Source organism: Nonomuraea sp. NPDC050022, from assembly GCF_044460705.1.
Classification (GTDB): Bacteria; Actinomycetota; Actinomycetes; order Streptosporangiales; family Streptosporangiaceae; genus Nonomuraea.
Window position 1 is genome coordinate 152334 of the sequence record NZ_JBITKE010000010.1, and the last position, 20064, is coordinate 172397.

Here is a 20064-nt window from a genome sequence, read left to right on the forward strand (position 1 = left end):
CTTTCGCGAATGGGGTCAGTGCGGGGCAGTCAGGAGGCGGGCGCGCGGGCGCGGAGGGCCCTCTTGTCGATCTTGCCGTTGGCGTTGGCCGGCAGAGCTTCGACCACGATGACCCGCTTCGGCACCTTGTAGTTGGACATATTGTCCTTCGCCCAGGTGAGCAGCGTGCCCGGATCGACCGTCATCCCCGCTCTGGGCACCACGTACGCCCAGCCGGCCTCGCCGGAGACCGGATCGGGCACCCCGATCACGGCCGCCTGCGCCAGCGAGCCCTCACGTAAGAGCAGCGACTCCACCTCGGCGGGCGAGACGTTGAAGCCGTTGACGATGTAGAGCTCCTTCTTGCGGTCCACGATGGCCAGATTGCCCGCCGGGTCGAGCACGCCGATGTCGCCCGTGTGCAGCCAGCCGTCCCGGTCGACGACCTCGGCGGTCTTGCCGGGCTCGTCCCAGTAGCCGCGCATGACCCCGTACCCGCGCTGCAGGATCTCCCCGCGCTCCCCGGCGGCCACCTCCTTGCCGTCGTCGTCGACGATCCGCACCTCGATGCCCGGCACCGCCCGGCCGGTCGTCGCGGCGATGACCTCGATCGGGTCGCCGGCCCTGGTCATGGAGACGACCGTGCCCTCCATCAGGCCGTACGCGTTGATCATCCGCTCCAGGCCCACCCGTTCGACCAGGCGGGTGATCAGCGCGGCAGGCACGGCGGCGGCGCCGCAGATGGCCACGCGCAGCGACGAGACGTCCCAGTCGGCGCGGTCCAGCTCGTCGAGCAGCCGGTGGAACAGCGTGGGCGGGCCCGCCAGGATGCTCACCCGGCCGGCCGAGATCAGGGACATCAGGGCGTCGGGGGTGAAGACCCTGATCGGCATCATGGTCGCCCGGCGGAGCACGCAGGCGATCAACCCGGCGTTGAGGCCGAAGCCGTGGCTGAACGGGGCGATCACCGGGTAGCGGTCATGCTGGTCCAGGGTGACGATCTCGGACCAGTCCCAGTAGCCGCGCAGGACCTGGGCGTGGTCCAGCATCACGCCCTTGGGGGTGCCGGTGGTACCGGAGGTGGACATGATCTCGCACAGATCGCCGGGTTGTACGGCCAGCGCCCGCTCCTCGACGTCCTCCATCTCGACCCCCGGCGGCTCCATGGGGAGACTTCGCCCGGGGCTCAGGACGTGGCGCGGGGCGGCGCCGGGCGGCAGGAGGTCGGCGAGCACCACACCTGGCGGGCCCTCGCCCGTGACCAGCACCTCGGCGCCGGTCTTCTCGATCATCGCCGCCGCCTCCAGGCCCTTGGCGCGCGAGGAGAGCGGCACGATCACCGCACCGGCGTCCCAGACGCCGAAGGCGTGCGTGACCCAGTACGGGTCGTTCACGCCCCACAGGGCCACCCGGTCGCCCGGCCGGACGCCGAGCCCGATCAGCTCGTGCGCCACGCGGGCGGCTCCGGCGCGGAGCTCCGCCATGGTGACGCGCGTGTCGCCGTCGACGATCACCACCGCGTCCGGATGGCGGTCCGCCTGGTCACGGAGCATGCGGGGGAGCGTTCCCCAGTCCGGCATCGGTCCCATCGGTTCGCGCCTCCTGCTCCACGATGAGCGCTCCACAGGCCGAGCGCCCGGCTCCCGGATGGACCTCGGCTCCCGGATGGACCTCGGCTCTCGTACGGACTCTGGACGGGTGGGCGGGCCGGGCGGCTACACGATGAGCGCCCGGTCGCGGCCCAGGTGGTGGCCGCGCAGGTCGGTCAGCACGCCGGGGCCCGGCGTCTCGGCGATCTCCGGCGCGATCTCCACGCCGAGCGAGATCGGGGTGAGCCCCTGGATCGCCTGCTGGATTCGGCCCCGCCACATCGGGTTGCGCACGAGGCTCTCCCTCCCGAACGTGACGGTGAGCACCGCCGCGTCGAGCGTGCCCTGCCTGCTGACGACCAGCTCCCACCTGGACACGCCGTCGATCTTGGCCAGGGCCTTCTCGACGCGCGGCAGCGCCAGCCACACGCCCCGCACCAGCACGTGCTCGCCGACCGTGTGGACGGGCGCGGGCAATTGGGGGTCGGTCGCGGGCGAGTCGGTGCGTACCACCTGGCCCGTACGCAGGACGGCGTCGCCGAGCGCCGAGTGGCCGTGGGGCGTGATCACCAGCTCGGCCACCCCTGACGGCTCCGACGGCCGCAGCACGTCCTTGGTCAGCGAGGCCAGGTGCAGCAGGCCGTCCGTCAGCGGGGTGAGCGGGTCGCCTTCCGCCGCCCGCCAGGCCAGGGCACCGCCACCGAACGGGTCGGCGTACACCTCGGTCACGTGGGCGTCGAACTCGCCCGCCAGGTGGCTTAGCGTCCGCTTCGAGGCGATCTCCCCGGTCAGGACGATGTGGCGCAGTCCCAGGTCAAGGGGGTCCAGCAGGAATTCCAGGTGCAGCCTGGCCAGCAGGTCCATCGCACCCGTAGGGGTGGCGACCAGCGTGGTGGCGCCCAGGGTGGACAGCGTGTGGATCAACCGCATGCGGCCTCGTGGGCCCACCGAGGCGGCCGCCGACGCCACGTCCGCCGCGGCGGCGGCCCAGAGCGCGCCCGCCGGTTCGGCCAGCGCCACCACGACCCGGTCGCGGTCGCCCACTCCGGCCGCCCGTAGCGCGGCCCCGGTCAGTTCCTGCGCCGCCGCGCGGTCGCCGGGCGCCAGCGGGAAGGCGCTGGAGGCGTCGGGGGCGACCTGCAGCAGCCCTGTCGCGGAGCGCGCGCCCGTACGGAGGTCGTCCCGCGTCAGCCAGCGCGCGTCGGCGGCCTCCGCCGACGCGTCCCGCCCGCTCACGGGCCCGGAGCCGGTCCCGGTTACGGAGCTGGGGCCAGGGTCCGGGCTGGTCACTTGGTCACCTCGGTCATGAACAGCTTCATCGCCTCGCAGACCCGTTCGTGCGCCAGCCCGCCCACCTGCGCCTGGATGATCAGATCCGTCGCCCCGGCCTCCGCGATCCTGGCCAGCGCCTTGCGCGAACCCGCCACGTCGTCCACCACGACCATCAGGTGCTCCCGCAGCGTCGCCATCGCCTCCTCCGGCGGCATCCCGGCGGCGAGCTGGCCGAGGACGCGGTGGGTGGCGTGCCGGGCGTCGTAGTAGTCCGGCGGGGTGACGAGGTTGACCTGGCGGCGGATGTACCAGAGGACGGCGTCGGCGGCCGTCTCGTTGGCCTGGTCGCGGGTGGGCGCGACGAACCAGGGGATCATCAGCGCGACCCGGCGGGAGGCGGGGTCGAACCCGGCGGCGGCCAGACGCTCGCGGTATTGGGCGATGTCGTCCGCCACGTCGTCGATGCCCTTGACCATGGTCATGCCGAGCAGGTTGTAGCCGTGGTCGGCCGCCGCCAGATAGCCCTCCAGCGACGTCGAGGCCACCCAGACCGGCGGATGCGGCTGTTGCACGGGACGCGGGTAGACCGCCACGTCCGGGATCTCGAAGAACTCGTTTGAGCGGCTGACCGGCTCCCCGTCGGCCCGCCAGATGGCCAGCGTCGCCTCCAGCGAGTCCTCCCAGATCTGCCGGGACTTCTCGAAGGGCCGCTGGAAGGCCTGGTACTCCAGGGGCGAGGCCCCCCGCCCGGTGCCGAACTCCACCCGGCCGCCGCTCAGCACGTCGAGGGTGGCCACGCGCTCCGCGGTGCGGATCGGCGACTGGAACGGCAGCAGCACCACGCCCAGCCCGAGATGGATCCGCTCGGTCTGCTGGGAGATCGCGGCCAGCACGAGATCGGGCGCGGAGGAGTGGGAGAACCCCCGCGTGAAGTGGTGTTCGACGAACCAGGCGGTGTCGAAGCCAAGCCGGTCACCGAGCACGACCTGGTCGATCACGTTCTGGAACGCCTGTTGCTCGACCTCGCGGGAGCGCCCGCGCACCTCCAGCTCGTAGCCCAGGCTGATCCGTAGGGACGTCATCGCGCCTCCGGCGAAAGTAGTAAACCAAGCGCTCGCTTGGTAGAGACTATCAGCACCAAAGACTTGCGGGAAGGGCGCGTTCGCGATCAGAGTGATGCACGTGAGGCGAAAGCACGCGCTAAGGCGGCCGAAAGATGGCACGCTCCCCGATATGGGGGCCGATGACTTCTCCCTCACGAGCGGGCGCGGTTACGAGGCGTTCGGCCGGGTGATGGCCGCCCTCGCCACGGAGGCCGAGTTCATCGAGTCCTGCCGGGATCTGACCTGGTGGCGGGGCGCCGACCACAGCTGGCACATCGAGTGGCGCGACGGCCCGTACGCCTCCGAGGTGGCGGCGCTGCTGGCCGAGCAGGTGCGCGCTCCCGCGTACGAGGACGAGCTCGGCGCGCCCGCCGGGCCGGGCGACAGCCGGTCGGCGGTGCTCGACGTGATGGGCGTCCGCTTCGAGCTGCGGGCCATCGATCCGCTGGGCCGCGAGCGCGTACGCGACAAGCCGGGCTTCTGGCGGCTGGCCGAGGCGCTCGACACCACCCGCGCCACGAACGCCCCGCGCCCCTGGGAAACGCTACTGGGCGGCTAGCTCGGCCTGGAAGACCTGCGCGCCCAGGCGCTCGCGGTGCGCCTGCGGCGGGCCGAAGAGCTGGGCGTCGGAGGTGGCCCGCTTGAGGTAGCGGTGGGCCGGATGCTCCCAGGTCACGCCGATCCCGCCGTGGACCTGGATGTTCTCGCCCGCCGCCGTGAGATACGCCTCGGTGCAGTAGGACCCGGCGATCGCCGCGAGGGACTGCGACCCGGCCGCCGCCAGCGCCGCCGATCTGGCCGACTCCACGAGCAGCAGCAGGTCGGCCAGCTTGTGCTTGATCGCCTGGAAGGAGCCGATCGGCCTGCCGAACTGGTGGCGCAGCTTGGCGTGCTCCGTGGCCATCTCCAGGCAGCGCTCGGCCCCGCCCACCTGCTCGGCCGCCAGCGCCGCGATGCCGAGGTCGCGCACCCGGCTCCACGCCGCGCCGTCGCCCGCCGGCCGCGCCGGGGCGTGGTCGAAGGTCAGCTCGGCCAGGGGCCGGCTCTCGTCCATGGTCGTGTGCGCGACGCGCCGCGTCGGCACCGCCTCGACCAGGAGCCCGTCGGCGTAGGCGAGCACCACCTCGCCCTCCAGCGCGTACGGGACGACGCCCGTGAGCAGGCCGTCCCGGAGGGTCAGGTCGCCGTCGCCCGGCAGGACGACGGTCGCCGTCACCGAGCCGTCGGCCAGCGCGGGCAGCAGCCGGCCCATCGCCGCCTCGTCGCCGCCCGCCTTGAGAGCCTCGACGGCCACGACGGCGCTCTGCAGGAAGGGGTATGGGGACAGGGTCCTGCCCAGCTCTCCGGCCACGACTGCGGTCTCGGCCGGGCCGCAGCCCGCTCCGCCGTACTCCTCCGGGACGGCGAGCCCTGCGGTGCCCAGCTCGCGCGCGAACGCCGCCCAGGGCGCGGCGGGGCGGTCGGCGAGATAGGCGCGGACGACGGAGCGCAGCTCGTCTGTGACGGTCACCGAGCCAGTTTAACCAAGCGATTGCTTCGTTGCATTTGGTTGGCCGAAATTTGCCTTTTCTGGACGGCCACATAATCTGGTTGTGGTATTGCGACAAGCTGCGAAGGGAGGGTTGACCAGGCAATGGCCGTAAAAGAGAGCACGATCGACTACGCTGAGTTCGCCGCGTACGACCGTGGCCAGCGCTGCATCGAACGCCATGTGCTGGGGGCCTTCCTCGGCGGGCTGGTCGTCGGGCTCGTGGGCATACTCGCCGACGGTCGCGGCCCCCAATGGCTCGGCCAGGTTTATGACCCGTACATGTATCTGGGTCTGGCCCTGCTCGTCGGGGCGAGCGCGGCGGGCTTCGGGTGGGCGTTGCTCACCACGTTCCTGGCCTCCCTGTCCATGATCGTCGTGACGCTGGGCGGCAGCATGCTGCGCGGCGGGCCCGACATCGGCGGCGTGGGTGTCGGCGGCTCCGCGGCCGGGCTGAACTGGACGCTCTGCCTGCTGGTCGGGCTGGGCCTGCTCGCCTACGTGACGAGGCGGCCGGACGTCTGGGGCGACCTGGCGGCGGGCCTCATCGGTGCCCTTCTGCTCGCCGACGTGATCGACCGTGCGACGCCCGGTTTCATCCACAGCGACCCCGCGTTCTGGCCCGGCCCCGCGCCCGTGGTCGGCGCCCTGTCCGTCGTGCTGGTGCTGGTGCTGCGCCGTGGCAAGGCGGGCCGGGTGCGCGCGCTGGCGCTGGCGGCGGTCCTTGTCGGCCTGTTCGCGGTCGGAGTGGCCGGTTCGCTGGGCGGCTGGGTCCCCATCGCGGGATAAGGCCGCGCGGCGAGTCGCTCCGAGTCGATAGCCTGTAGTCCTCATATCCAGGCCGAACAAGGAGTAGTCGTGTCGCTGCGCATGTCGTCGTTGTTTCTTCGCACCCTGCGGGACGACCCGGCAGACGCGGAAGTGCCGAGCCACAAGCTCCTGGTCCGCGCCGGTTATGTCCGGCGGGTGGCGCCCGGCATCTACTCGTGGCTGCCCCTCGGCAAGATGGTGCTGGAAAACGTCGCCAAGGTCGTCCGCGAGGAGATGAACCGGATGGGCGGCCAGGAGGTGCTCTTCCCCGCCCTGCTGCCGCGCGAATACTACGAGGCCACCGGTCGCTGGACCGAATACGGTGACACGCTCTTCCGGCTCAAGGACCGCAAGGGCGTCGACTACCTGCTCGGTCCCACGCACGAGGAGCTCTTCGCCGACATGGTCAAGGGCGAATACTCCTCGTACAAGGACTATCCGGTCACGCTCTACCAGATCCAGACGAAATACCGCGATGAGGCCAGGCCCCGCGCGGGCATCCTGCGCGGCCGCGAGTTCCTGATGAAGGACGCCTACTCCTTCGACCTCGACGACGAAGGACTCAAGCACTCCTACGAGCAGCACCGCGAGACCTACATCCGGACGTTCGACCGGCTCGGCATCGATTACAAGATCGTGTTCGCCACGTCGGGCGCGATGGGCGGCTCGGCCTCCGAGGAGTTCCTGGCGCCCACGCCCACCGGCGAGGACACCTTCGTGGCCTGCCGCTCCTGCGGCTACGCGGCCAACGCCGAGGCCGTCACCACGACCGCGCCCCCGGCCCGCGCCCTCGACGGGCTGGAGCCGCAGCGCGTTCTCGACACCCCCGACACCCCGACCATCGAGTCGCTGGTGTCCTACGTCAACGAGCACCACGGCCTGTCGATCACCGCCGCCGAGACCCTGAAGAACGTCGTCGTCAAGGTCACCATGCCCGGCTCCGACAAGGTCGAGACGCTGATCGTCGGCGTGCCCGGCGACCGCGAGGTCGACTTCAAGCGCCTGGAGGCCGCGCTGGCCCCCGGCGAGCCCGCCATCTTCGAGGCCGAGGACTTCGCCAAGCACCCCGGCCTGATCCGCGGCTACATCGGCCCGCAGGTCCTGCGCGACCTCGGCATCCGCTACCTCGTCGACCCCCGCGTGGTCACCGGCACCTCCTGGGTGACCGGCGCCAACGAGCGCGGCAAGCACGCCGCCCACGTGGTCGCGGGCCGTGACTTCGTCCCCGACGGCACGATCGAGGCCGCCGAGGTGCGCGCCGGAGACCCATGCCCCCGCTGCGGCTCGCCGCTGTTCATCGACCGCGGCATCGAGATCGGGCACATCTTCCAGCTCGGCCGCAAATACGCCGACGCGGCCGGGCTCGACGCCCTGGGCCCCGACGGCAAGCCGATCCGTATCACGATGGGCTCCTACGGCATCGGCGTCTCGCGCGCCGTGGCGGTCATCGCCGAGCAGGCCCACGACGAGCTCGGGCTGGTGTGGCCGCGCGAGATCGCGCCCGCCGACGTGCACATCGTGGGCACGGGCAAGGACAACCAGATCGAGGCGGCCCTCCAGCTGGCCGCCGAGCTGGAGTCCCGCGGACTGCGGGTGCTCGTCGACGACCGGTCCGGGGTCTCGCCCGGCGTCAAGTTCAAGGACGCCGAGCTGCTCGGCCTGCCCACGATCGTGGTCGTGGGCCGCGGGCTGGCTCAGGGTGTGGTCGAGCTCCGCGACCGGGTCACCGGCGTCAAGGAGGAGATCCCGCTCGACACGGCCGCCGATCGCGTGCTGGCCGCCTGCTCGTAACGCGAAGCACGGCTCCCTCTTCGTCCAAGGGGGAGCCGTGCTGTTCTGCCAGGGGGAGTCGTCAGTCCATGGCCGCGGGCATGGAGATCTTGCCGCGGCGGCGCAGCACCACGGGCCCGATCAGGCAGGCGGCGGCGATCACCAGGATGGCCAGCGACACGGGCCGGGTGAAGAACACCGCCGGATCCCCCTCGCTGAAGGCCAGGGCCCGCCTGAACTGCACCTCCATCAGCGGCCCGAGCACCGCCCCGAGGATCAGCGGCGCCACCGGATAACCGGCCCGCCGCAGGACGAACCCCACCAGCCCGAATCCGTACGCCACCAGGATCTCGAACACGCTCTGCGAGGTGGCGTAGACACCCAGCGTCGCGAACGTCAGGATCGCCGCCGTCAGCAGCGCGGCCGGCACGCTCAGCAGCTTCACCCACAGCCGGATCAGCGGCAGGTTCAGCACCAGCAGCATCACGTTGCCGATGTAGAGGCTGGCGATCAGCGTCCACACGAGCACCGGCTGCTGGTCGAAGAGCTGCGGTCCCGGCTGCACGTTGTAGATCTGGAAGGCGATCAGCAGCATGCTGGCCGTGGCCGAGGTGGGGATGCCGAGCGTGAGCAGCGGCACCAGCACGCCGGAGAAGGCCGCGTTGTTGGCCGCCTCGGGCCCCGCCACGCCCTCGATGGCGCCGTGGCCGAACTCCTCGGGGTCCTTGGCCAGCCGCTTCTCGACGTTGTAGCTGAGAAAGGTGGGCAGCTCGGCGCCGCCCGCGGGCAGCGAGCCGATCGGCAGGCCGAACGCGGTGCCCCGCAGCCACGGCCGCCAGGACCGGCGCCAGTCGTCGCGGGTCATGCCGATGCGCCCGGTCACCTTCACCGGCGGCTGCTCCTGCCGGTTGCGCTGGGCTGCCGTGGCGACCGCCTCGGCCACGGCGAACAGGCCGACGGCCAGCGCCACGACCGGCAGCCCCTCGTACAGGTCGGGTACGCCGAAGGCCAGGCGCGGCTGGCCGGTCATCTGATCGATGCCCACCATGCCGATCGCCAGCCCGAGGAAGAGGCTGGACAGGCCGCGCACGATCGAGTCGCCCATGAGCGAGGTGACGGTGACGAAGGCGAGCACCATGATCGAGAAGTACTCGGCGGGCTGGATCGACTTGGCGATGGCCGACATCCCGGGCGCCAGGAACGTGATCACCACGGTGGAGATCGTGCCCGCCACGAACGAGCCGATGGCCGCCGTGGCCAGCGCGGCCCCGGCCCGGCCCTTCCGCGCCATCGGGTAGCCCTCGAGCGTGGTGGGGATCGACGCCGTCTCGCCGGGGATGTTGAGCAGGATCGCGGTGGTGCTGCCGCCGTACATGCCGCCGTAGTAGATCCCGGCGAACATCACGAACGCGCCCACCGGGTCGAACACCATCGTCAGGGGCAGCAGCAGCGCGATCGTGGTGGCCGGGCCGAGGCCCGGCAGCACGCCGACGAGGGTGCCGACGGTGACGCCGAGCAGGCCGAGCAGCAGGTTCTGCAGGGTGAGCGCGTGCGCGAAGCCGTCGAGCAGGTGGCCCAGTACGCTCATCTCAGATCGCCAATCTGATCAGGCCCGGAGGCAGCGTGATGCCCAGCACCCGGTCGAACAGCACATACGTGGCCAGCGCCAGCAGCAGGCCAACGACCAGGTCGCGCACCAGCTTGCGGCTGCCGAGCACGCGGGCGACCGCGACGAAGAACAGCGTGGTCGCCTGCCAGTAGCCCACGGGGGCGAGCAGGACCGCGTACAGAACGAGCGCGCCGATGAGGAGCAGCACGGGACGCCAGTGCACGCCCTCTTCCTCGCCGCCCTCGCGGGTCACCGGAGCGCGGAACGCCTGCACCACCCCGATCACGGCCACCACCGCCATGCCGATGCCGACCAGGAGCGGGAAGGCCCGTGGCCCGACGGCCTGGTAACCGCCGCCGTCAGGGATCATGAACGCCTGCGCCAGTACGACCAGCGCGACCGCCAGGAACCCCGCCGAGACGAGCCGGGTGCTCACTTGCCCAGTCCCAACTCGCCGAGGATTGTGGTGATCTGCCCGCGCTGCTCGGTGAGCACCTGCTTGAAGGAGTCGCCCGGGGTCCAGGCGTCGACCCAGTTGTTCTGCTTGAGGACCTGCTGCCAGCACGACGTCTGCCGCATCTTGTCGATCATCTTGACGACGTCCTGCTGCTGCTCGGCCGACAGCCCCGCCGGGGCGAGCACGCCGGCCATCGTGGAGATGGCCTGGTCCGACAGCCCCAGTTCCTTCAGCGTCGGGGCGTCGATGCCCTCGATCCGCTTGTCGCCGTCCACCGCGAGCGCCTTGAGCTCTCCGGCCCGCAGCTGCGCGCGAAGCTCGGCGACGGTGTCGATGCCGGCGGTGGCGGCCCCGCTGAGCAGCAGGTTCATTGACTCGCCGCCGCCCGCCGTGGGCACGTAGTTGACCTGCTTGGCATCGATGCCCTGGCCCTTGGCCAGTCCCGCGACCGTCATCTGCCCGGGGCCGCCGAGCGAGCCGCCGGTCCACTTGACGCCGTGCGGGTTCTTCTTCATCGCGGCCAGCAGCGCCTTCAGATCGGCGTACGGCGCGTTCTTCGGCACCACGATCGCGCTCGGGCCCCTGCTCAGCCCGGCGATCGGGGTGAGCGTGGTCAGGTCGACGGGGGAGTGGTTGTTGACGATGCCACCGAGCATGGTCGCGCTGTCCATGACCATGAGCTGGTAGGGGTCGCCCTTGCTCTTGGCGAACTGGGCCAGCCCGATCGTGCCGCCCGCGCCGGGGACGTTGACGACCGTGGCCTTAGCGGTGGTGATCTTGCACTGGCTGAGCGCGCCGGCGATGCCGCGGGCGCGGGTGTCCCAGCCGCCGCCGGGGCTGCCCGGCGCCATGATCGTCAGAGGCTTGCTCGGGTATTCGGCGCCCGCCTCGGCGCTCTCGCCGACCGCGCAACCGGTGGCCAGGACCGTCAGGGCGGCGGCGGCGACAATGATCTTCATGAGGTCTCCCGGGGGGTGAGAATCGAGGTGAAGAAGTCCTTGACCGGCTCCAGCACGCTCATCGGCTGGTGCGCCACACCGGGCACGACGTCGAACCTGACATTGATGCCGTGCGCGGCGAAGTTGTCACGCAGCGCCGCCAGCCGTTCGACACGGGTGGTCCCGTAGGCGTCGGCACCGTCCATCCAGTTGGCGTCGCCCTGGTTGTTGATCTCCCAGGTCTCGACGTCCTCGGCACCCACGACCATCTGGACCGGCACCGCCCCGAGCTCCAGGATCCTGGGCGGCTGGCCGAACTCCTCCTCGAACCCCTTGAGCCCGATCCACCACGGGCTGTCCCAGTCGATGTACGATATCCGCCCTGGTGCACCAATTGACACTCCGGCCAGCCGGTCCGGATGCAGGTAGGCGAACCGATGGGCGAACTGGCCGCCGCCGGAGAAGCCGTGCAGGAGGAACCGCTCGGTGTCGACGTTGAAGCGCTCGCCGACCTCCTCGACCATCGCCAGCAGCACGTGGTCGAAGCGGATGCCGCGGTAGTTGATGAACTTGAAGCCGTGCAGGTCGTCCACGTCCTCGATGCCCGCGGGGAACAGTGGCGCCAGGACCAGGCAGCCCTGCCGCTCACCCCATTCGGCGAGGTTGTCGCGGTACTGCGGCCCGCGCCGTCCCGTCCCGTGCTGCATGACGGCGATCGGCACCGGCGGGCCGTCGGGCGAGTGGGCCGTCGGCACGTAGAGGCAGTAGGAGAAGCGCTGGTCGTATCGCGAGGCGAAGATGGTGGTGGACCCGCTGAAGTAGTACTCCCGAGGGTGCTTAACCGCGCCGCCGTTTTCGTGTAGGGGTGCCTTGGCCATGGCGCCACAGCCTGGACATATATCCAGTTTCGGACAAGGAGATTGCCGCCAACGCGGTAATGTGCAACGTGCCCGTCACGCTCCTCCTGTCCTCCACCGACCCGGCCTCGATCACCATGGGCGTCTCCCCGCTGGCCGAGCTCTGCGCCTGCCTGCACGCGCTCGACGAGCCCGGACACCACCCCGCGGCGGCCCGCTGGGTGGCCAGGGTCCACACGGAGGCCGACGAGGACCTGCTGGCCAGGGCGACGGCGTGGGCGCCCCTGTGGAGCGCCTTCCGGGCTCGCTACCTGCTGCCACTGTCCGCCGGCCGGTCCAGGACGCTCGAAGACGAGCTGGCCGAGATCGAGGCGCTGCCCATCGGCGACTTCACCTCCATGACCCTCCAGGCGCTCATCGGCAAGAACAGCGCCGGCGTCGGCGGCGACGTGCTCCAGCGCCTCAGACTGATCTCCTCCAGCCGGGTGGAGCTGGGCACCCGGGTACAGAACGACCCCTGGGGCTTCAGGCGCGAACTGACCGGCTTCCTGGCCGACTTCGCCGCCGCGGCCTTCGAGGCGGACTGGCCGGGCCTGCGTACCGCCCTGGCCGCCGAGGCGGCGGTGCGCGAGCGGGCGATCGCGGTGCACGGCCCCATGGCGCTGGCCGACTTCCCCACCGCCACAGCCGTCGAGGGCGGGCGTCGAATCGTCCTGGACAAGCTCTACAACGCCACCGCCCGCATCGGCGCCGGCCGGCCCTGCCTGCTCGTCCCCAGCCTGTACGGCCGCCCGCACTTCGTGGTCAAGCACTATCCGGGCTACCCCGTGGTCATCCAGTACGGCGTGGGCACCTCCGCCGGGGTCTCCCTGGAGACCGCCCGGCAACGGCTGGCCGTCCTCCAGCACCCGACCCGCCTCAAGCTCTGCTACGCCATCCTGCGCAACCCGGTGGCCACCTCGGAGCTCGCCAACCAACTGGGCATGACCGCCCCCCAGGTCTCAAGACACCTACGCCACCTGAGGGAGGCCGCATTGGTGCACGTGCACCGGCGCGGCTCGGTCGTCTACTACCAACTCGACGCCGAGGCGATCGAACGCCTGGGCACCGACCTACTGACGGTGCTCTACCGCTGAACCGCTCACATCCGATCACTCCCGCTCCCCGGAGGGGGCCCCTCTCTGAGGACCTCAGTCACGACGGACCGGCTTCTTCCGCTCCCCGGAAGGGGTTCCCCTCCTTGGAGACCTCTGCCACGACGGGCGGTTCTCTTCTTCGCCCCCGGGACGGGGTCTCTCTCCCAGGGCCCCAGCCATGACGGACGGTCCTCTTCCTCGCCCCCGGAGGGGATGCCCTTCCCAAGGACCCCAGCCACTACGGACGGCCTTCTTTCGCTCCCCCGAAGGGGGTATCTCCACAAGGACGCCAGCCACAACAGACCGTCGCAGGGACTGAGACGGTTGTGTGGACGGACCCCTGGGGTGGGCCGCTCTCAGCCGGTAGGCCCCGCCATCCCGGGAAAGGCCGTGGTGATCACGGGACGGAAGGAGTAGGAGCGGGCCACCGACTCCTGCATGGCCAGCGCCGCGTACCGGCGCAGCGACGCGTCGTCCGACGCCACCAGCTCCAGGTAGGCGGCCGTGATGCCGGCCTCCACGTGGACCGCGAGCTGGACCGCCTGCGCCGCCGTGGACGGCACGATCGGCAAGGCGTAGCCCCCCTCCGGCTCGGTCGGCGTGCCGCCCCGGGTGGTGATGGCGGTGCGCAACTGGTCGCGTCTGGCTCGATGGGCGTCGAAGGCGGTCGTGACCCGTGACCGCAGCGAGCCCGTGGTGCGCGCGCCGATCAGCCCGTACGCGAAGACGGCGGCATGCTCAGCCGACAGCGCCTTGCGCAGCTTCTCCACATCGGCAGGTGTCACGTCGACCTCGGCAGGGCCAGGGCGTGGGCGGCCTCGCAGGCGCCGATGGCGGCGATGAGCTGGGCCAGCTGCGGCGAGACGCCGGCGAGCTGGCGGACGCGCAGCGCCGCCGACCGGCGCTCGGCCTCACGCAGCCGCGACACCGACGTCTTGGGCACGGGAGCGGGCGTCGTGGGCGCGGGGGCGGAAGAGGACGGGGCGGGCCCGCCGGGCAGGCGTTTGCGCAACTCGTCGAGGTGAGCCCGGTGGCGGTCACGGAACGGCGTCAGCTTGGTCGCGCCGCCCGTGATCAGCGCGGAGTAGAGGGCGATCGTGTGTTCCTTGTCGGCGATCAGCTGCCGCAGCAGCACCCGCTCAGGATCTTCCGACGGGGTGGGCGACGGCTGGGGGGTGTCGGACGCGTCGCATCCCGACAGGGCCGCGGCGGCCGCTCCGCCCGCCAGCACGGCTCGCCGTGACAGAGAACGCGGGCGCACGGGCAGGGACCTCCTGTAAACGGAACGCAGATAGCATCGTACGGTCTTGCGCTCGCTCCCCGTGTCAGGCGACGCTCGCCATTCGCACGTGCCGAGTGGCGCTCTCTTCGTGCCCTCGTACAGATAGGGTGTCAACTGTCGTAGCTGGCTGAGCGGCCAGGCGACTTGAGAGCCAGAGGCGAGGTCCGCCCGGCTGAGACATGACAATAGGGAGGTCGATATGGGCAGCGCATCACCCCGCGACCACCTGATGAAGCTCCTTGAGCCCGTCGTCGGCGCGGAGGGCCTCGATCTGGAGGACGTCACGGTCACCCAGGCCGGCAAGCGCCGGCTGCTGCGTGTGATCGTCGACCGCGACGGCGGCGTGAGTCTCGACGACGTGGCCGACGTCAGCCAGGTCGTCTCCGCGGCGCTCGATGACGCCAACGCGATGGGCCAGTCGGCCTACACGCTGGAGGTCTCCTCGCCGGGCGTCGACCGCCCGCTGACCGAGCCGCGTCACTGGCGGCGCGCGGCCAAGCGGCTGGTGAAGGCCGAGATGAGAGATGGTTCCGTGGTGGAGGGCCGCGTGCGCTCCGCGGACGAGAGCGGCGTCGAGCTCGACGTCGACGGCGCCGGGCGCCGATTCGACTATCAGGACCTGGCCCGCGGACGGGTGCAGGTGGAGTTCCGCCGGTTCGACGACGAAGACGTCGACGGCGACGAAGGCTAAGGGGAAAGCCTCGTGGACATCGACATGAGCGTCCTGCGCAGCCTGGAGCGGGAGAAGGACATCTCCTTCGACCTGGTCGTCAAGGCGATCGAAGACGCGTTGCTGATCGCCTACTTCCGCACCGAGGGTGCCGCGCCCAAGGCGCGCGCGGAGCTCGACAGGACGAGCGGGCACGTGACCATCTTCGCCGCCGAGATCGACGACGAGGGCGAGATCGTCAGAGAGTTCGACGATACGCCGGGCAACTTCAGCAGAATCGCGGCGACCACCGCCAAGCAGGTCATCCTGCAGCAGCTGCGTGACGCCGAGGACGAGATCAACTTCGGCGAGTTCGCCAGCCGCGAGGGCGAGCTGGTCTCCGGTGTGATCCAGCAGGGCAAGGACCCGCGCGTGGTGCTGGTCGACCTCGGCAAGATCGAGGCCGTCCTGCCGCACAACGAGCAGGTGCCCGGCGAGGACTACGTGCACGGCGAGCGCATCCGCGCCTACGTGGTGCAGGTGAAGAAGGGCCACAAGGGCCCCTCGGTCACGCTGTCGCGTACCCATCCCGGCCTGGTCAAGAAGCTCTTCGCGCTGGAGGTGCCGGAGATCGCCGACGGCACGGTGGAGATCGCCGCCGTGGCCCGCGAGGCCGGTCACCGCACGAAGATCGCGGTCAGGTCGCGCAGGCAGGGCGTCAACGCCAAGGGCGCGTGCATCGGCCCGATGGGCTCGCGCGTGCGCAACGTGATGACCGAGCTGCACGGCGAGAAGATCGACATCATCGACTGGTCCGAGGACCCCGGCGAGTTCGTGGGGAATGCCCTGTCGCCGGCCCGCGTTTCTCACGTTGAGGTCCTCGATCTCGAAGGCCGGGTCGCGCGGGTGACCGTGCCCGACTACCAGCTCTCCCTGGCCATCGGCAAAGAGGGACAGAACGCCCGGCTTGCCGCGAGGCTCACTGGATGGCGGATCGACATCCGGCCTGACACCCAGGCCGAGGATGCTGCCGGTTCCGTAGATGCGTCAACACGGTAAGCTGGAATATGGTGGCCACGCGACTCCACAGCGCACCTGTGTGGGTTGCAGGGTCCGTACGGCTAAGTCCGACCTGCTCCGCTTGGTGCGGGTCGAGGATCACGTGATCCCTGACCTGCGAGGACGGCTTCCTGGTCGAGGTGCGTCACTGCATCCGTCCGAGAAGTGTCTGGAGCTTGCCGAGCGTCGCCGAGCGTTTCCGCGCGCGTTCCGCGTGCCGGGGCCGCTTGACGTCTCGCGCGTGCGGGTGCACCTGGAGAAGGGGAACCAAGAAATGTCATGTAGGACGCCGAGTTGATGGGCGGAGTCAGATTGCTATGAGCGCCTGATGAGCACGCGGCGATGAAGATGTCAAGGTAGCGACGGTCCGGACGGCACAGCCAGCCTCCCGGGCCGAGTAAGGGAGTGCAGTGGCGAAGGTCCGGGTATACGAGCTCGCTAAGGAGTTCGGCGTAGAGAGCAAGGTCGTCATGGCCAAGCTCCAGGAGATGGGGGAGTTCGTCCGTTCGGCGTCCTCCACCATCGAGGCGCCGGTGGTCCGCAGGCTCACCGAAGCATTGGGCGCATCCAAGGGTGGGTCCTCGAGGGGCGGCGGTTCGTCGTCCAAGCCGCAGCCGCCAAGGGCTGCTCCCCGGCCGGCGGACAGCCTGGCCGGTAACGGCGTCGCGGAGGCGCCGACCCCAACATCAGCTCCGCGTCCGGGTCCGGGCCCCAGGCCTGGTCCGCGTCCGGGTCCGGCAGGTCCCGCGGGCGGCGGTCAGCCGCGCCCGCCGGTGCCGATGCCGCACCAGCCGCAGCCTGAGCCCGAGCGTGCCGACACCTCCGGCGCTCCGCAGGCGCGTTTCGACAGCGGCACCCGTCCCGCGCCCGCTCCGGGCGCCCCCACTCCGGGCCCGCGTCCCGGTCCCGCCGCCCGTCCGGGTCCCAAGCCCGGCCCCGCGGCGCGTTCCGGCGCGCCCTCCGGTGGCGGTGGCCCGGCGGCTCCGCGTTCCGACCGTGGTCCGTCCGATCGTGGCCCGTCCGACCGTTCCCCCTCCGGTGGCGGTCCTCGTCCGGGTCCCGGTCCCAAGCCGGGTCCGCGCGGCCCGCGTCCGGGCAACAACCCGTTCTCGTCCAACGCCAGCGGCATGGGCCAGTCCCGGCCGCCGCGTCCCGGTGCCAACCGCGATGGTGGCGGCACCGGTCCCGGCCAGCGCGAGCGTCGTGACGGTCCGCCGCGCGACGGCGCGGCTCCGCGTCCCCCGCAGGGTCGTGGCGGCGACGGCAGGCCCGGTGCGGCCGGTCCGCGTCCTGGTCCGCCCGGTGCGGCCGGCCCGCGTCCCGGTCCCGGTGCGGGCGGTCCCCGTCCCGGCGGTCCGCGTCCCAACCCGATGATGATGCCTCAGGGTCGTCCCGCCGGTCCCGGCGGTGGCGGCGGCGGTGGCCGTCCCGGTGGCGGCGGCGGTCGTCCCGGCGGCGGTGGCGGCGGTGGCCGTCCTGGCGGCGGTGGCGGCGGCGGTCGTCCCGGTGGTGGCGGCGGTTTCGCCGGTCGCCCCGGTGGCGGCGGTGGCGCCGGTCGTCCGGGCACGAGCACCGGTGGTCCCGGTGGCGGCGGCGGTTTCGCCGGTCGTCCCGGTGGCGGCGGCCGTGGCCGCGGTGGCGGCACGGCGGGCGCGTTCGGGCGTCCCGGTGGCCGTCCCACGCGTGGCCGCAAGTCCAAGCGTCAGAGGCGCCAGGAGTTCGACAACATGTCGGCCCCGGCGATCGGCGGCGTGCAGGTCGCTCGCGGCAACGGTGCGACGATCCGCCTTCCGCGCGGTGCGTCGCTGTCCGACTTCGCCGACCGGATCGGTGCCAATCCCGCCTCGCTGGTGCAGATCATGCTGCACCTCGGCGAGATGGTGACCGCCACCCAGTCGGTCAACGAGGAGACGCTGCAGCTGCTCGGCTCCGAGCTCGACTACAACATCCAGGTCGTCAGCCCGGAGGAGGAGGACCGCGAGCTTCTCGAGGCCTTCGACATCGAGTTCGGCGAGGATGAGGGCGACGAGGCCGACCTGGCCGCGCGTCCGCCGGTCGTGACCGTCATGGGTCACGTCGACCACGGTAAGACCAAGCTGCTCGACGCCATCCGCAAGACCAACGTGGTGGCGCGCGAGGCCGGTGGCATCACCCAGCACATCGGCGCTTACCAGGTCGCCACCGAGCACGAGGGCGAAGAGCGCAAGGTCACCTTCATCGACACCCCGGGTCACGAGGCGTTCACCGCCATGCGTGCCCGTGGTGCCAAGGCGACCGACATCGCGGTGCTGGTGGTCGCGGCCGACGACGGTGTGAAGCCGCAGACCATCGAGGCGCTCAACCACGCCCAGGCGGCCGACGTGCCGATCGTGGTCGCGGTCAACAAGGTCGACAAGGAGGGCGCCGACCCCAACAAGGTCCGTGCCCAGCTCACCGAGTACGGCCTGGTGGCGGAGGAGTTCGGCGGCTCGACGCTGTTCGTCGACATCTCCGCCAAGAACGGGACCGGCATCGAGCAGCTGCTCGAGGCCATCCTGCTCACCGCGGACGCCGAGCTCGACCTGCGCGCCAACCCGGCGATGGACGCTCAGGGCATCGCGATCGAGGCCCACCTCGACAAGGGCCGTGGCCCGACCGCGACCGTCCTGGTCCAGCGCGGCACGCTGCGCGTCGGCGACTCCATCGTCTGTGGCGAGGCCTACGGCCGCGTCCGGGCGATGCTCGACGACAACGGCGAACTGGTCGAAGAGGCCACGCCGTCCCGTCCGGTCCTGGTGATGGGTCTGACGGCCGTGCCGGGCGCGGGTGACAACTTCATCGTCGTCACCGACGACCGGATGGCCCGTCAGATCGCCCAGCAGCGCGCGGCGCGCAAGCGCAGCGCCGACATGGCGAGGTCGAGCCGCCGCCTGACCCTTGAGGAGCTGTTCAGCAACCTCGAGAAGGGTCGCGTCGACGAGCTCAAGCTCATCATCAAGGGTGACGTGTCCGGTTCGGTGGAGGCCCTGGAAGACGCTCTGCTCAAGATCGATGTCGGCGACGAGGTCAGGCTCCGTGTCCTGCACCGTGCCGTCGGTGCGATCACCGAGTACGACGTCAACCTGGCCGTCGCCGACGACAACGCGGTCATCATCGGCTTCAACGTCCGGCCTGAGCCCCGGGCGCGCGACCTGGCCGAGCGCGAGGGCGTCGACATCCGCTACTACTCGGTCATCTACCAGGCGATCGAGGAGATCGAAGCGGCGCTCAAGGGCATGCTCAAGCCCGAGTTCGAAGAGGTCCAGATGGGCACCGCCGAAGTCCGCGAGGTCTTCAAGGTGCCGAAGATCGGCAACGTCGCCGGTTCGCTGGTCCGCTCCGGCACGATCGTGCGCAACAGCAAGGCCCGGATCATCCGCGATGGCGTCGTCGTCGCCGACAACCTCACCGTTTCGTCGCTGCGTCGCTTCAAGGACGACGCGACCGAGGTCCGCGAGGGCTTCGAGTGTGGTATCGGGGTCGGCTACAGCGACATCCGGATCGACGACGTCATCGAGACGTTCGAGATGCGGGAGAAGCCGCGCGCCTAACACGCGGCCGGGCGCCCGGCGGACCATCCGCCGGGCGCCTCTCGCACGCCCGGGCCCGCTTTCCACCGCAGCGGGGCCGGGGTGCGCTTCACACACCAGGACAAGCGGTGGTTGCCAACGATGTATGTGGGTGCTCTGACCCTGGACATCCTGCTCGGCGACGTACATTCGCTGAAGCAGAAGCGTTCCGTCGTGCGACCGCTGGTCGCCGAGCTGCACAGGCGTTTTCCCGGTGTCGCGGTGGCCGAGACCGGTCACCTCGACCTGCACCGCCGGGCGGAGGTCGGCATCGCCGTAGTCTCGGGCTCGGCGGGCAACTGCCAAGAGGTATTGGACGCCTGCGAGCGCATGGTGGCCTTCCGCCCTGAGATCGAGCTGCTGTCGGCGAGACATCGGCTCTACAACGACGAAGACTGAACGACTGCACGGCCTCCGGGTCGTGCGTGAGGGGGAGCGA

The 20064-nt window shown here is 70.9% G+C and carries 19 protein-coding genes; 9 read left to right on the forward strand and 10 right to left on the reverse strand.

Annotation, left to right across the window (positions count from 1 at the left end; genetic code table 11):
* Window positions 1–29: 29 nt before the first annotated feature.
* From ACIBO2_RS38670 to ACIBO2_RS38680, 3 genes are all read right to left on the reverse strand, one after another.
* Complete coding sequence (locus tag ACIBO2_RS38670) at window positions 30–1532, reverse strand: AMP-binding protein (protein WP_397303456.1); 1503 nt, start codon at window positions 1530–1532, stop codon at window positions 30–32.
* Between the two features lie 162 nt (window positions 1533–1694).
* Entirely contained in the window at window positions 1695–2858 is a 1164-nt protein-coding gene (locus tag ACIBO2_RS38675; RefSeq protein ID WP_358535138.1) for a hypothetical protein, read from the reverse strand.
* The gene (locus tag ACIBO2_RS38680; protein WP_358535140.1) at window positions 2855–3922 is read right to left on the reverse strand and encodes an LLM class flavin-dependent oxidoreductase; all 1068 of its coding nucleotides are present in this window, start codon (window positions 3920–3922) and stop codon (window positions 2855–2857) included. Before ACIBO2_RS38680 ends, ACIBO2_RS38675 begins: the two co-directional genes overlap by 4 nt.
* 151 nt (window positions 3923–4073) lie before the next feature.
* Between ACIBO2_RS38680 and ACIBO2_RS38685 the strand changes: the two genes are divergently transcribed.
* A complete protein-coding gene (locus tag ACIBO2_RS38685) occupies window positions 4074–4502 on the forward strand; it encodes a hypothetical protein (protein ID WP_357946738.1) in 429 nt (142 codons plus the stop codon).
* Here the strand turns inward: ACIBO2_RS38685 and ACIBO2_RS38690 are convergent.
* The gene (locus ACIBO2_RS38690; RefSeq protein WP_358535142.1) at window positions 4488–5453 is read right to left on the reverse strand and encodes an acyl-CoA dehydrogenase family protein; all 966 of its coding nucleotides are present in this window, start codon (window positions 5451–5453) and stop codon (window positions 4488–4490) included. The two genes, ACIBO2_RS38685 and ACIBO2_RS38690, sit on opposite strands and share 15 nt — an antisense overlap.
* Before the next feature lie 123 nt (window positions 5454–5576).
* Between ACIBO2_RS38690 and ACIBO2_RS38695 the strand changes: the two genes are divergently transcribed.
* Both ACIBO2_RS38695 and ACIBO2_RS38700 read left to right on the forward strand, forming a co-directional pair.
* The gene (locus ACIBO2_RS38695; RefSeq protein ID WP_358535144.1) at window positions 5577–6260 is read left to right on the forward strand and encodes a hypothetical protein; all 684 of its coding nucleotides are present in this window, start codon (window positions 5577–5579) and stop codon (window positions 6258–6260) included.
* A 69-nt stretch (window positions 6261–6329) separates the two neighbouring features.
* Entirely contained in the window at window positions 6330–8072 is a 1743-nt protein-coding gene (locus ACIBO2_RS38700) for a proline--tRNA ligase (protein ID WP_397303461.1), read from the forward strand.
* A 61-nt stretch (window positions 8073–8133) separates the two neighbouring features.
* Here ACIBO2_RS38700 and ACIBO2_RS38705 read toward each other — a convergent pair whose 3' ends face one another.
* From ACIBO2_RS38705 to ACIBO2_RS38720, 4 genes are read right to left on the reverse strand one after another with little or no spacing between them, the layout of a single operon-like run.
* Complete coding sequence (locus ACIBO2_RS38705) at window positions 8134–9639, reverse strand: tripartite tricarboxylate transporter permease (RefSeq protein WP_357946748.1); 1506 nt, start codon at window positions 9637–9639, stop codon at window positions 8134–8136.
* Between the two features lies 1 nt (window position 9640).
* A complete protein-coding gene (locus ACIBO2_RS38710; protein ID WP_397303465.1) occupies window positions 9641–10096 on the reverse strand; it encodes a tripartite tricarboxylate transporter TctB family protein in 456 nt (151 codons plus the stop codon).
* Window positions 10093–11076 (reverse strand): tripartite tricarboxylate transporter substrate binding protein, encoded by a 984-nt coding sequence (locus ACIBO2_RS38715; RefSeq protein WP_358535149.1) that lies wholly within the window; start codon window positions 11074–11076, stop codon window positions 10093–10095. The genes ACIBO2_RS38710 and ACIBO2_RS38715 overlap by 4 nt, the downstream gene beginning before the upstream one ends.
* Entirely contained in the window at window positions 11073–11933 is an 861-nt protein-coding gene (locus tag ACIBO2_RS38720) for a hypothetical protein (protein WP_397303468.1), read from the reverse strand. The genes ACIBO2_RS38715 and ACIBO2_RS38720 overlap by 4 nt, the downstream gene beginning before the upstream one ends.
* Before the next feature lie 68 nt (window positions 11934–12001).
* On the opposite strand from ACIBO2_RS38720, the gene ACIBO2_RS38725 reads away from it, so the two are divergent.
* On the forward strand, window positions 12002–13048 hold the full coding sequence (locus tag ACIBO2_RS38725; RefSeq protein WP_358535153.1) for a DUF5937 family protein: 1047 nt from the start codon (window positions 12002–12004) through the stop codon (window positions 13046–13048).
* Window positions 13049–13404: 356 nt separating this feature from the next.
* Here ACIBO2_RS38725 and ACIBO2_RS38730 read toward each other — a convergent pair whose 3' ends face one another.
* Together ACIBO2_RS38730 and ACIBO2_RS38735 are read right to left on the reverse strand one after the other, a co-directional pair.
* Complete coding sequence (locus tag ACIBO2_RS38730; RefSeq protein WP_397303471.1) at window positions 13405–13833, reverse strand: ferritin-like domain-containing protein; 429 nt, start codon at window positions 13831–13833, stop codon at window positions 13405–13407.
* Window positions 13830–14309 carry a hypothetical protein gene (locus ACIBO2_RS38735; protein WP_358535157.1) on the reverse strand — a complete coding sequence of 160 codons (480 nt, stop codon included), beginning with the start codon at window positions 14307–14309 and terminating at the stop codon, window positions 13830–13832. The genes ACIBO2_RS38730 and ACIBO2_RS38735 overlap by 4 nt, the downstream gene beginning before the upstream one ends.
* 220 nt (window positions 14310–14529) lie before the next feature.
* Here ACIBO2_RS38735 and rimP point away from each other — a divergent pair, with 220 nt between their 5' ends.
* The 5 genes from rimP (at window position 14530) to ACIBO2_RS38760 (ending at window position 20024) form a co-directional block, all read left to right on the forward strand.
* Complete coding sequence (gene rimP / locus ACIBO2_RS38740; RefSeq protein WP_357654418.1) at window positions 14530–15021, forward strand: ribosome maturation factor RimP; 492 nt, start codon at window positions 14530–14532, stop codon at window positions 15019–15021.
* A gap of 12 nt (window positions 15022–15033) precedes the next feature.
* Complete coding sequence (gene nusA / locus ACIBO2_RS38745) at window positions 15034–16038, forward strand: transcription termination factor NusA (protein WP_357654416.1); 1005 nt, start codon at window positions 15034–15036, stop codon at window positions 16036–16038.
* The gene (locus ACIBO2_RS38750; protein WP_358535159.1) at window positions 16022–16336 is read left to right on the forward strand and encodes a YlxR family protein; all 315 of its coding nucleotides are present in this window, start codon (window positions 16022–16024) and stop codon (window positions 16334–16336) included. Before nusA ends, ACIBO2_RS38750 begins: the two co-directional genes overlap by 17 nt.
* A 112-nt stretch (window positions 16337–16448) precedes the next feature.
* The gene (gene infB, locus ACIBO2_RS38755) at window positions 16449–19607 is read left to right on the forward strand and encodes a translation initiation factor IF-2 (protein ID WP_358535161.1); all 3159 of its coding nucleotides are present in this window, start codon (window positions 16449–16451) and stop codon (window positions 19605–19607) included.
* Window positions 19608–19727: 120 nt separating this feature from the next.
* On the forward strand, window positions 19728–20024 hold the full coding sequence (locus tag ACIBO2_RS38760; RefSeq protein ID WP_225299410.1) for a DUF503 domain-containing protein: 297 nt from the start codon (window positions 19728–19730) through the stop codon (window positions 20022–20024).
* Window positions 20025–20064: the final 40 nt, after the last annotated feature.